Raw genomic sequence first — 13662 nt, 5'->3', positions numbered from 1 at the left:
ATCTACTGCCGTCTTTATTACGCTTTCAGCGCAAGAAGTTTTCTTGCGCGTTCTGTAAAACCGCTACCGATGTGGTGCGTGATAAAATTACAGACGCCCTCGACGTTGTTGTTTTTTAACATATCCAAAATAGTGGCATGTCCACGGTTAGAGCTGGTGATATATTCAGCGGTAAAATCCAGTCTGTAGCGAATTGCCAATAAACGTGCTGAGATCAACAGGTGTGCTTGTGAAATGTATTTATTATCGGCATATTTCACAAAAACATAATGAAAATCATGATCCAGTTTGAGGTAAGCTTGCGTATCGCGCTCTGCATTAATTTTTGCTGACTTCGATAAAATATTGCTTAATTCGACTATGACATTGTTAGCATTTTTCTCCATCGCTTCACGAATTGCGCCCTGTTCAAGGATAACCCTCATTTTGATGAGATCATTGATATCCTCGTCGGTGACAGAAAAAACAAATGTCCCACTGCGGGGAATGATGTTGACCAGGTTTTCATTATAGCTCAGCCAAATAAAAGCTTCACGAATTGGTGTTTTACTTACCATCAGAATATTTGATAGTTCATTTTCACTGATCGCTTGCCCAAGATCGAAATCGCCATGGATAATCATCTCCCTTATTTTCTCTTTAATCACCTGGGTGATGGATTTGGGTATTTCAATTGATATGTGACTAAAATCACGCTTTAATCTATTTTTCATTTTCTTCTCCTCCATGGTTAAACCCGGCTCCATTGTAATTAATTTATTCAAAATTAACGGATCTAATATATCAGATATAAGAAAATTTACATACTTTATTGTTGTTATTGTATATTTCATTAAGTTTGCTTGCTGATATATCAGATATGACACATTAGCTTTTGAATTGTATTGTTTTTTACGTAACATCAATTCCGGTCAATACCCTTATTCATTGAATCATAAAAGGTGATGCAAAATGAGTAGTCCACAAGAAAATTTATACGATGCAATTCGTATTGTAAAAAGGAAAATCATTCCTTTGGCCTTTATTCTTTACTTTTTTAACTATATGGATCGTGTCAATATTGGGTTTGCTGCATTACGCATGAATGAATCTCTCGGTATTACGCCTGAGGATTTTGCTAATATTTCTTCTATATTCTTCATATCATATTTAATCTTTCAAATTCCGAGTAGCATTGGCTTGCAAAAGCTTGGCGCAAGAAAATGGATTAGTTCCATTATTATCGGCTGGGGAGCGGTAACAGGGCTGATTTTTTTTGCTAAAGATACTCAACATATTTTGCTGGCTCGCATTTTTTTGGGGGTATTTGAAGCTGGCTTTTTCCCGGGCATGGTTTATTATCTTGCATGCTGGTTCCCGGCTCGTGAACGCGGAAAAGTCAATAGTTTCTTCATGTTATCTATTGCTGTTGCATCGGTATTGGCTGCACCGATGTCTGGTTGGATCATCGAGCATTTGAATACCCCGGATTATGAAGGCTGGCGCTGGCTTTTTGCTATTGAAGGTATCCCTACCGTATTCCTTGGCATCCTGACATTTTATTTACTGCCTGACAGTCCAGAAAAGGCTAAATGGCTTACGCCACAGCAGATATCGGCCTTAGTTAATAAATTACGTACTGACAATGAAACCGCAGCTGCATTAAATAAAAATACCAACTCATCCTTTCTTTCCGTAATCAAAAATCCAGTTTTGCTTCAGCTTTCTTTCGCCTACATGTTGATTCAGGCGGCTGCTCTGGCGGCAAACTACTGGTTGCCGGGGTTGGTGAAGGGATTTTCAGCTGATTTTACGGATACTGACGTTGGTTTAATCATGAGTATTCCGTTTATTTTCGCTATGTTCAGCATGCCCTGGTGGGGCTGGCATTCCGATAAAAAGAATGAACGAAAATGGCATGCTGCATTACCCATGTTTCTGGCAGGCTGTGGTTTTCTGATGATTGCTCTTGTCCCCTCAATGTCGCTGAGAATGCTGGGGCTAACGTTCTATGGTGTTGGGATCCTCAGCTATTACGGACCTTACTGGGCGCTGCCTTCTGCATTATTGTCGCCGTCAGGGTTGGCTATCAGCATTGCGTTTATTAACTCATGTTCAAGTCTTGGCGGATTCCTGATTAATAAATCACTGGGATTCGTTTCTACTCATTATGGTGCGACAGGAATATTTATTGTAGAGGCAATACTTTGCTTCGCTGCGGTAGCCGTTTTGGCGTTAATGAAAATTGATGTGAAAAAAGAAAAAAGCCAACAAACAAATGTTGTATCACGAACCTGATAAATGGAGAAATTATGAAAATTACGTCTATTGAAGTTTTTGACTGTGAATTAAAAAAAAGAGATCAAACGATGTCCTCCTATAATCCAGTACTTATCCGGGTGAATACCGACTCAGGATTAAGTGGTATTGGCGAAGTAGGACTGGCCTATGGCGCAGGCGCTAAAGCTGGCGTAGGGATCATCAGAGATCTGGCGCCATTGGTTGTGGGTGAAGATCCATTAAATATCGAAAAAATTTGGGAGTTCTTTTTCAGAAAGACTTTTTGGGGGATGGGGGGCGGAAACGTTTTTTATGCCGGAATGAGCGCTATTGATATTGCTCTTTGGGATATCAAAGGTAAATATTTAGGTGTACCTGTTTATCAGCTCCTTGGCGGGAAAACTAATGGAAAATTAAGAACCTATGCTAGTCAGTTACAATTTGGTTGGGGGGATAAACGCCAGATATTAGTGACACCTGAGGAATATGCTGAGGCGGCGCGTGCGGCTCTTGACGATGGATATGATGCGATTAAAGTGGATCCACTCGAAATCGATCGTAATGGCGATGACTGTGTTTTTCAGAATAAAAATCGTAACTATTCAGGATTGTTACTGGCCGATCAATTAAAAATGGGGGAAGCGCGAATTGCCGCTATGCGTGAAGCAATGGGGGATGATGCTGATATTATCGTGGAAATCCATTCTCTTCTCGGTACAAACTCAGCTATTCAATTTGCGAAGGCGATAGAAAAGTATCGTATCTTTCTTTATGAAGAACCGATTCATCCATTAAATTCTGATAATATGCAGAAAGTTTCCCGTTCAACAACGATTCCAATCGCCACTGGCGAGCGTTCCTACACAAGATGGGGATACAGGGAATTACTGGAGAAGCAGTCTATTGCCGTAGCGCAACCTGATTTGTGTCTCTGCGGCGGAATTACCGAAGGAAAGAAAATCTGTGACTATGCTAATATTTATGACACCACTGTACAGGTGCATGTTTGCGGCGGTCCTGTTTCCACGGTAGCCGCGCTGCATATGGAAACAGCAATTCCCAACTTTATTATTCATGAGCATCATACCAATGCGATGAAAGCATCTATTCGGGAACTTTGTACCCACGATTATCAACCGGAAAATGGCTATTATGTCGCGCCGGAACAGCCCGGATTGGGTCAGGAATTAAACGATGAGGTAGTGAAAGAATATCTGGCCTATGTGATTAAATAGCATCTGGTGATACTGATTATGGTTTATGCCTCCCGGCATATCCCCTAAATAATTCGAGTTGCAGGATAAAATGGTTAACCGTCTTGAACAGCGCTTGCGCTAACCCCGACGGGGCGAGGCCCAGGGATGGGCCGAGTAACTTGCCGCCAACGCACATGAAACTTGAAGTATGACGGGTATACGCGGGAGGTATTGATTTTCCAGCCTCTTCCTGGCCAGACCCCGATCTCCCCTGTGTCGCCTCTGAAACCGATCGCCGATAAACGCCGAGACCACGCTTATAAATGAAGAGAGCATGCGGCACCCGAATAAAGCATTGTCTGGCTGCATTCCGTTTACCAGTACGTGGGCGAATGTGTTATAATTTGCGACCTTTGAATCCGGGATACAGTAGAGGGATAGCGGTTAGATGAGCGACCTTGCGAGAGAAATTACACCGGTCAACATTGAGGAAGAGCTGAAGAGCTCCTATCTGGATTATGCGATGTCGGTCATTGTTGGCCGTGCGCTGCCGGATGTCCGAGATGGCCTGAAGCCGGTACACCGTCGCGTACTTTACGCCATGAACGTATTGGGCAATGACTGGAACAAAGCCTATAAAAAATCTGCCCGTGTCGTTGGTGACGTAATCGGTAAATACCATCCCCACGGCGATTCCGCAGTGTATGACACCATCGTTCGTATGGCGCAGCCATTCTCGCTGCGTTACATGCTGGTGGATGGTCAGGGTAACTTCGGTTCTATTGACGGCGACTCCGCGGCGGCAATGCGTTATACGGAGATCCGTCTGGCGAAAATCGCCCACGAACTGATGGCCGATCTCGAAAAAGAGACGGTGGATTTCGTGGATAACTATGACGGTACGGAAAAAATTCCGGACGTCATGCCGACCAAAATTCCGAATCTGCTGGTGAACGGTTCTTCCGGTATCGCAGTAGGTATGGCGACGAATATCCCGCCGCACAACCTGACGGAAGTGATTAACGGCTGCCTGGCGTATATCGACAACGAAGACATCAGCATTGAAGGGCTGATGGAACATATTCCGGGTCCGGACTTCCCGACCGCCGCGATCATCAACGGTCGTCGTGGTATCGAAGAAGCCTACCGTACCGGTCGTGGAAAAGTGTACATTCGCGCCCGCGCGGAAGTTGAAGCTGACGCGAAAACGGGCCGTGAAACCATCATTGTCCATGAAATTCCCTATCAGGTGAACAAAGCGCGCCTGATCGAGAAAATCGCCGAGCTGGTGAAAGATAAACGCGTGGAAGGCATCAGCGCGCTGCGTGACGAATCCGACAAAGACGGGATGCGCATCGTGATTGAAGTAAAACGCGATGCGGTGGGCGAGGTGGTGCTTAATAATCTCTACTCCCAGACCCAGCTACAGGTTTCCTTCGGTATTAACATGGTGGCGCTGCATCACGGCCAGCCGAAGATCATGAACCTGAAAGATATCATTTCAGCGTTCGTGCGCCACCGCCGTGAAGTGGTGACGCGTCGGACTATTTTTGAACTGCGTAAAGCCCGTGACCGTGCGCATATCCTTGAAGCTCTGGCGATTGCGCTGGCTAACATCGACCCGATTATCGAACTGATTCGCCGCGCGCCGACGCCGGCGGAAGCGAAAGCGGCGCTGATTTCGCGTCCGTGGGATCTGGGCAACGTTGCTGCGATGCTGGAGCGCGCTGGTGATGACGCTGCGCGTCCGGAATGGCTGGAGCCAGAATTTGGCGTGCGTGACGGTCAGTACTACCTGACTGAACAGCAGGCGCAGGCGATTCTGGATCTGCGTTTGCAGAAACTGACCGGCCTGGAGCATGAAAAACTGCTCGACGAATACAAAGAGTTGCTGGAGCAGATCGCTGAACTGCTGCACATTCTGGGCAGCGCCGATCGCCTGATGGAAGTGATCCGCGAAGAGATGGAGTTAATTCGCGATCAGTTCGGCGATGAGCGTCGTACCGAAATCACCGCCAACAGCGCCGATATTAATATCGAAGATCTGATTAGCCAGGAAGATGTTGTCGTGACGCTGTCTCACCAGGGTTACGTCAAATACCAACCGCTGACGGATTACGAAGCGCAACGTCGTGGTGGGAAAGGTAAATCTGCCGCGCGTATTAAAGAAGAAGACTTTATCGACCGCCTGCTGGTGGCTAACACCCATGACACCATCCTCTGCTTCTCCAGCCGGGGCCGTCTGTACTGGATGAAGGTCTATCAGCTGCCGGAAGCCAGCCGCGGCGCGCGCGGTCGTCCGATCGTCAACCTGCTGCCGCTGGAAGCCAACGAACGTATCACCGCGATTCTGCCGGTTCGTGAGTATGAAGAAGGCGTCAACGTCTTTATGGCGACCGCCAGCGGTACCGTGAAGAAAACGGCGCTGACCGAATTCAGCCGTCCGCGTTCCGCCGGTATTATCGCGGTGAACCTCAACGACGGCGACGAGCTGATTGGCGTTGACCTGACTTCTGGTTCTGACGAAGTCATGCTGTTCTCGGCCGCGGGTAAAGTGGTGCGCTTCAAAGAAGACGCCGTCCGTGCGATGGGGCGTACCGCGACCGGTGTGCGCGGTATTAAGCTGGCGGGAGACGATAAAGTAGTTTCTCTGATCATCCCACGCGGCGAAGGCGCTATTCTGACCGTAACGCAAAACGGCTACGGGAAGCGTACCGCAGCGGACGAGTACCCGACCAAGTCTCGTGCGACGCAGGGCGTTATCTCTATCAAAGTGACCGAGCGCAACGGTTCCGTTGTCGGTGCGGTACAGGTAGACGATTGCGACCAGATCATGATGATCACGGATGCCGGTACTCTGGTGCGTACCCGTGTGTCCGAGATCAGCGTAGTGGGACGTAATACCCAAGGCGTTATCCTTATCCGCACGGCGGAAGATGAAAACGTGGTGGGTCTGCAACGCGTTGCTGAACCGGTAGATGACGAAGAACTCGACGCTATCGACGGCAGCGTGGCGGAAGGCGATGAGGATATCGCCCCGGAAGCGGAAAGCGATGACGACGTTGCGGATGACGCTGACGAGTAATGTTATTGCTGTGCGAGGGCCGGATATCCGGCCCTTTTTCTTTGCCGTTGCGGGCTACGTCATTTACCGCTACCTTAGTCACACTCTATTTACATCCTGAGGCGGAGCTTCGCCCCTTTGAAATACCTTGCTTCCTTTCGAACTACGCTGAAAGTCTCGCGCTACTTATTCAGAGCGTTAGCGTTACTCATTTGGCTCTTAATCGCCTTTGTTTCGGTGTTTTACATCGTCAATGCCCTGCACCAGCGGGAGTCTGAAATTCGTCAGGAGTTCAACCTTAGCTCCGATCAGGCGCAGCGTTTTATCCAGCGCACGTCGGACGTGATGAAAGAGCTCAAATATATCGCCGAGAACCGTTTAACGGCGGAAAACGGCGTCATGTCGTCGCGTGCGCGTGATGACAAAATGGTGGTGCCGGACTTTGAACCGCTATTTGCCGACTCAGACTGTGCGGCGATGGGCTCCGCCTGGCGCGGATCGCTGGAGTCGCTGGCATGGTTTATGCGTTACTGGCGCGACAACTTTTCAGCGGCGTATGATCTTAACCGCGTTTTCCTGATTGGCAGCGATAACCTCTGTATGGCGAATTTCGGCCTGCGTGAAATGCCCGTGGAGCGCGATGATGCGTTAAAAGCGTTACATGAGCGGATTATGAAATACCGCAACGCGCCGCAGGAAGAAAGTGGGAATAACCTTTTCTGGATAAGCCAGGGCGCGCGTCAGGGCGTGGGCTACTTTTATGCGCTGACGCCGGTGTATCTGGCCAACCGTCTGCAAGCGCTGCTGGGCGTCGAGCAGCCCATCCGCATGGAAAATTTTTTCACGCCGGGCAGTTTGCCGATGGGCGTCACCATTATTGATGAGAACGGCCATTCGCTGATTTCGTTGACCGGTCCTGATGGCAATATTAAAGCGGAGCCGCGCTGGATGCAGGAGCGTTCCTGGTTTGGTTATACGCCAGGTTTTCGCGAACTGGTACTCAAAAAAAGCCTGCCGCCATCCTCGCTCAGTATTGTCTATTCTGTGCCTGTAGATTTAGTCCTGGAGCGTATTCGTATTCTTATCCTGAACGCTATCCTGCTGAACGTGCTGGTGGGTGCAGGGCTGTTTACGCTTGCGCGGATGTATGAGCGGCGAATTTTCATTCCGGCGGAGAGCGATGCCCAGCGTCTGGAAGAGCATGAACAGTTCAACCGTAAAATCGTCGCCTCCGCGCCGGTGGGGATCTGTATTCTGCGCACTATTGATGGTGTCAATATTCTGAGTAACGAACTGGCGCACACCTACCTGAACATGCTCACGCATGAAGACAGACAGCGCCTGACGCAAATTATTTGCGGCCAGCAGGTCAACTTTGTTGATGTATTGACCAGCAATAATACCAATTTGCAAATTAGCTTCGTCCATTCCCGCTATCGTAATGAAAACGTCGCGATTTGCGTGTTGGTAGATGTGAGTACGCGCGTCAAAATGGAAGAGTCGCTGCAAGAGATGGCGCAGGCGGCGGAGCAGGCAAGCCAGTCTAAATCCATGTTCCTTGCAACGGTCAGCCATGAATTGCGCACACCGCTGTACGGTATCATTGGCAATCTCGATCTGCTGCAAACCAAAGAGCTGCCAAAAGGCGTGGATCGTCTGGTCACGGCGATGAATAATTCCTCCAGTCTGTTGCTGAAAATTATCAGCGACATTCTCGACTTCTCGAAAATTGAGTCGGAACAGCTAAAGATTGAGCCGCGCGAATTTTCACCGCGAGAGGTGATGAACCATATCACCGCCAATTATCTGCCGCTGGTGGTGCGTAAGCAGCTCGGCCTGTATTGTTTTATTGAGCCTGACGTGCCGGTATCGCTGAACGGCGACCCGATGCGTTTACAGCAGGTCATTTCAAACCTGTTGAGCAACGCCATTAAGTTTACCGATATTGGCTGCATCGTGCTGCATGTGCGCTGTGATGGGGATTATCTCAGCATTCGCGTGCGGGATACCGGCGTTGGTATTCCGGCAAAAGAGGTGGTTCGCCTGTTCGATCCCTTCTTCCAGGTAGGAACCGGCGTACAGCGTAACTTTCAGGGGACCGGTCTGGGGCTGGCGATTTGCGAAAAATTGATCAGCATGATGGACGGCGATATTTCCGTCGATTCGGAGCCGGGCATGGGAAGCCAGTTTACGCTGCGCATCCCGCTTTATGGCGCGCAATACCCTGTGAAAAAGAGCGTGGAAGGACTCGCCGGAACCTGCTGTTGGCTGGCGGTGCGCAATACTTCTTTGTGCCAGTTTATTGAGACCAGTCTGGCGCGTAGCGGCGTTCATACGCAGCGTTATGAAGGGCAAGAACCCGCCGCGGACGATATTTTAATTGTCGATGACGCGCTGGAGCATACCTGGCAGGGGAGGGCTGCGGTCGTCTTTTGCCGCCGTCATATCGGGATTCCGTTGGAAAGAGCGCCGGGCGAGTGGGTGCATAGTGTGGCGTCGGTGCATGAGTTGCCCGCACTGTTGGCGCGTATCTATAGTATTGAGCTGGATAGTGAAGCGCTTTCCAGCGCATTGCCGACGACGGATAAAACCGCAGATTCAAATGACGACATGATGATTCTGGTCGTTGACGATCATCCGATCAATCGCCGTCTGCTGGCCGATCAATTGGGATCGCTGGGGTATCAGTGTAAGACAGCCAATGATGGCGTGGACGCTCTGAATGTGCTGAGTAAAAATGCTATCGATATTGTTCTGAGCGATGTGAACATGCCGAACATGGACGGCTATCGCCTGACGCAGCGTATCCGTCAGCTTGGGCTAACGCTGCCTGTCGTCGGCGTGACGGCGAACGCGCTGGCGGAAGAGAAACAACGTTGCCTGGAGTCCGGTATGGACAGCTGTTTGTCGAAGCCTGTGACGCTGGATGTGTTGAAACAGACGCTGGCGGTGTATGCCGAACGAGTACGTAAAACGCGGGCATAAAAAATGCCGGATGGCGGCGTCGCCTGTCCGGCTTGCAAAAGATGAGTCGACTGGTAGGCCTGATAAGCGTAGCGCCATCAGGCTGGGTAACGTAAAAGCGATTTATTCTTTGTCTGTCGGACTCAGGGTGACGGAAGAGAGATAGTTGAGCAGCGCGATATCATTCTCTACGCCCAGTTTCATCATCGCCGATTTCTTCTGGCTGCTGATGGTCTTAATGCTGCGGTTGAGCTTCTTGGCGATTTCGGTGACCAGGAAACCCTCGGCGAACAGGCGTAATACTTCGCTCTCTTTTGGCGACAGGCGCTTATCGCCGTAACCGCCTGCGCTGATTTTCTCCAGCAGACGAGAAACGCTTTCTGGGGTGAATTTTTTGCCTTTTTGCAGCGCGGCCAGCGCCTTAGGCAGATCGGTTGGCGCACCCTGTTTGAGTACGATCCCTTCAATATCAAGATCCAACACGGCGCTCAGGATCGCCGGATTGTTGTTCATGGTCAGAACGATAATAGACAGGCTCGGAAAATGACGCTTGATGTACTTGATCAAGGTGATCCCATCGCCGTATTTATCTCCCGGCATGGAGAGGTCAGTGATCAACACATGCGCATCTAATTTCGGCAGGTTGTTGATCAATGCTGTGGAATCTTCAAATTCGCCAACAACATTCACCCACTCGATTTGTTCAAGTGATTTGCGAATACCGAACAGTACAATCGGGTGGTCATCGGCAATAATTACGTTCATATTGTTCATGTATTGGGCTACCTTGCTACAGCAAGCTTTTGACGTAGGCGTCAATGTCGCTGATATATTTTTCTATACCTGGAGCATCTTTCTCACGAATCAGATGTTCCAGCGTTTCACATAACTGCTTGCCGGGTACCAGATTAAGCATGGCAAACACCCCTTTCAGGCGGTGAGCCGTTTGGGCCAGCGCAGCGAAATCGCTGGTTGCCGCCTCAGTATACAACCTCTTAACATCATCCGGTACTGTGTCTACAAATAGCGCATAATAGCCGCTGGCATGAAGCTCGGCATTTTCATCTCCGCCGAGCGGGGAGGCGGGAATCTCTTCCTGCGCCAGCTGCTCTTCGATAAGTTGTAGTACAGCTTCCTGCATAGCATTGCTCATATTAAAGTTGACGCGCAACTGACCCGGGCCAATTTTCCGCACGCCTGACTCATCATCGCTTAAAAGCAAGCCCGAGGCAGTAAGATTAGACGGATTATCCGTTAAAAAGAGATCATATTCTTGACTTATCTGCCTTTCATCCGGCGTGATGCAGGTAGCGCCCCAGTTTTCTAACTGACGCAGCACAATCGCGCGAACCTCGTTGGACGTCACATCGACCATCACGCTCACGTCGTCCAGCAGGCGCTCTTCGACCTGAGTATGCTGATCGTGAGGAAGCATTTTGACATGAACGGTATAGCGCGTGCCCAGCGTTTCTCGCGCTTTAATGTTGAGATGACCGCCCAGTTTGCGCGCCAGTTGATTGCACAGCCAGAAGGTGAGCGGATTCGCTTTGCCGTAACGATCGCCCTGCGTTTCATTCATATACGGGAAATGCAGATTATCAATCTCGTTTAACGTTACGCCTTCGCCCGTATCCAGAATACGGAAAGTCAGACGCTCCGCGATAGATTCATCCTGCTCGACTTCAAGCGTAATTTTACCCATAGCGGTCGTTGTGACGGCATACTGAATCAACAGCAGCAAAATCCGACGCAGGGCGTCGCGATCGCCCCAGCGTTCATCGTTGCCGCTAAGATGGTTATTAATCAGCAGTTGCAGCCCTTTACGCTTAATGGCGGGCAGCACTTCCGGCACGACTTCGTCAATAAGATCCTGCAGGGAGAACAGCGTTGCTTCGCTTTTCCATGCGTCATTTTCCAGCATATTCGCCAGTTGGATTTCATCGATCATACGTACCAATACATCCGCCTGATCCGCCAGTTTCAGGCTTTCCGGCGTGGTGACTGCCGCGGCGTTAACCGCCAGTTGGCGTACGGGCTCTTTAAGCGTGTTGCTGATATTTTGCATAAAGGCGGCGCGGCCCTGCTGATTCTTCTCATACAAACGCTGCGCCTGTTTAAGCTTCTTATTCACCAGCACTTCCCGGTCCTGATCGCGAATAATAAAGATCTGCGTGCGGGGGGCGATCTGGCTGCGAAACAGACGGATCTCATACAGTTCGTTGTTAATTGTCGCCTGAATCACGCCCTGATGCTGTTCCGCCATGCTGGTAATATTTTGCAGGTTAAGATGCGGCAACAGATGATCGGCGATTTTATTGCTGATCACGGTGCGGTTGCCTTCCTGATCGTAGACCAGCAGACCCAGCGGCAGCAGAGAAACGATCTCTTCATTAATGGCGCGTAAGACGCGAAGCTCATTATTCGCCGCGTTGCCGGATGTCGATTCCGTCGACCGTCCCGGCTGATGACGGAACGTGGCGTAGCCAAATAACGCCAACGCCAGCAGCCCGATGTTCAGCAGTAAAGGCAGCAAAATATTTTGCAACGTATCAAGCAAAAGCGTACCGAACGGTACCTGCCAGATCAGGCGCATTCCGGTAGAGTTAAGCGCTGAGGAGATCTCAATTTTTGAACCGTTAAAGCTAATCGTGACGCTATCTGGCGCTTCCTTTTCACTGCTTCGCCCCGTCGCCTGGGTTGCGTCAGGCTCTATCCGAAAACTGTCCAGCGGCATTCCCGGCGGGATTAAATCATTAATGGGCAGATCAAACGCCACTACGGTCGCCAGATGTCCTGGCTGATTGAAGGTCGTGCGCAGCGTAAAATAGTGACCGTTTTGCCAGGCCAGTTTTCGCAATGAGGAGAAACTTTCGCGCTCATCCAGCGCATTCGCCTGCTGCAACATCTCTGCCCGGCGGGAATCGACGATATTGCCAATAGTGGACTCTTTAAAGCCGGAAGAGAGATCTTTCAACGGTAGGGTAGAGATAAGAATCAGGCTGTTATCCTGTCCGTTGAGGTAATACATTGACCACGGCACGTTTTCCGCGCCCCACAGCGTATCCAGATAGGTTGACATACGCTGCGTCATTTCCAGCGTGGCGCTGTCATGGGAACCGAAAATCAGCGCTTCAGTTTTACGTCGCGGCTTTTCAAGATAATACACATCCTGCTTCAGACGCGTTTCCTGAAGTCCTTCACCTGTCGATGGCGTAGTGGTCGCGGCGATGTTGTCATAAATTTGCCAGGTAACATACCGCCAGGTATCCACGCGTTTATGAATAGCGTGGGTGATATCGACAATTTGATAGCTTTTGTCTTTCAACCAGGCGTTGACGGCGCTCTGTACCATAACGCCCATCGTTACCAGCAGCACAATGATCAGCAATAAGAAGAAACGGGTAATGCTTCCCGGTAGAAGGGAGAATCGGGTAGAGACCGTTGTGTCAGACTGACTCATTTATGTTTACGACCTGTAAAAGCAACGCTGAAGGTGAAGGGCAGTATAAAGGGTAATGAATGAATTTCCAGACTCTTACGTCATGCCGGGCAACTTAACACGCGCTCCGTCGGCGGGACGGGAAAAGCGTACAACCTTCGCAGAACGGTACAAATATAAAGACTACTTATAAATGTTTAGCACTAAATATCAAGAAATTATTTGCTAATGTCTTACGAACGGTCGAGCAGGGGAGTGTAGTGAATAACCGTGATAGTTTTAGGCAGGTAGCATAAATCAGCCGGGTGTGCCTGAAAAAGGGTAAAAAAAACCGAATGCGAAGCATCCGGTTGAAATAGGGGTAAACAGACATTCAGAAGTGAATGACGGTAATAAATAAAGTTAATGATGATAGCGGTCACTATTTTAGTTGCGAATGAAGATTCTGTTTTATCATTCAGTGCTATGAATTTCATCAATTTAACCCATTGATTTTAAAAGTCTCGTGAATATATTTTGTCTATTTGTGCTTATTTTTACTTGATTTTTGCTTTAAAAAAGTTCCGTAAAATTCATATTTTGAAACATCTATGTAGATAACTGTAACATCTTAAAAGTTTTAGTATCATATTCGTGTTGGATTATTCTGTATTTTTGCGGAGAATGGACTTGCCGACTGGTTAATGAGGGTTAACCAGTAAGCAGTGGCATAAAAAAGCAATAAAGGCATATAACAGAGG

7 protein-coding genes are annotated in these 13662 nt (G+C 49.1%); 4 read left to right on the top strand and 3 right to left on the bottom strand.

Annotated features, from left to right (window positions below):
- Positions 1–17 precede the first annotated feature (17 nt).
- The gene (locus J4617_RS13320) at positions 18–902 is read right to left on the bottom strand and encodes a GntR family transcriptional regulator (RefSeq protein WP_000944714.1); all 885 of its coding nucleotides are present in this window, start codon (positions 900–902) and stop codon (positions 18–20) included.
- A 49-nt stretch (positions 903–951) separates the two neighbouring features.
- On the opposite strand from J4617_RS13320, the gene J4617_RS13315 reads away from it, so the two are divergent.
- From J4617_RS13315 to rcsC, 4 genes are all read left to right on the top strand, one after another.
- A complete protein-coding gene (locus J4617_RS13315) occupies positions 952–2277 on the top strand; it encodes an MFS transporter (protein WP_000098078.1) in 1326 nt (441 codons plus the stop codon).
- A gap of 14 nt (positions 2278–2291) precedes the next feature.
- Positions 2292–3494: a mandelate racemase/muconate lactonizing enzyme family protein gene (locus J4617_RS13310; RefSeq protein WP_017466117.1), complete on the top strand. Its 1203-nt coding sequence runs from the start codon at positions 2292–2294 to the stop codon at positions 3492–3494.
- 409 nt (positions 3495–3903) lie between these two features.
- The gene (gene gyrA, locus J4617_RS13305) at positions 3904–6540 is read left to right on the top strand and encodes a DNA topoisomerase (ATP-hydrolyzing) subunit A (RefSeq protein WP_001281271.1); all 2637 of its coding nucleotides are present in this window, start codon (positions 3904–3906) and stop codon (positions 6538–6540) included.
- A 117-nt stretch (positions 6541–6657) separates the two neighbouring features.
- Positions 6658–9504 carry a two-component system sensor histidine kinase RcsC gene (gene rcsC / locus J4617_RS13300; protein ID WP_022544664.1) on the top strand — a complete coding sequence of 949 codons (2847 nt, stop codon included), beginning with the start codon at positions 6658–6660 and terminating at the stop codon, positions 9502–9504.
- A 102-nt stretch (positions 9505–9606) separates the two neighbouring features.
- Here rcsC and rcsB read toward each other — a convergent pair whose 3' ends face one another.
- A complete protein-coding gene (gene rcsB / locus J4617_RS13295; protein WP_001061919.1) occupies positions 9607–10257 on the bottom strand; it encodes a response regulator transcription factor RcsB in 651 nt (216 codons plus the stop codon).
- 16 nt (positions 10258–10273) lie between these two features.
- Positions 10274–12943: a phosphotransferase RcsD gene (gene rcsD, locus J4617_RS13290; RefSeq protein ID WP_000083201.1), complete on the bottom strand. Its 2670-nt coding sequence runs from the start codon at positions 12941–12943 to the stop codon at positions 10274–10276.
- Positions 12944–13662: the final 719 nt, after the last annotated feature.

This window comes from Salmonella sp. 32010601201800023SM, assembly GCF_017572235.1.
GTDB classification, from domain to species: Bacteria; Pseudomonadota; Gammaproteobacteria; order Enterobacterales; family Enterobacteriaceae; genus Salmonella; species Salmonella enterica.
This window is presented reverse-complemented; position numbering and strand designations above follow the sequence as displayed.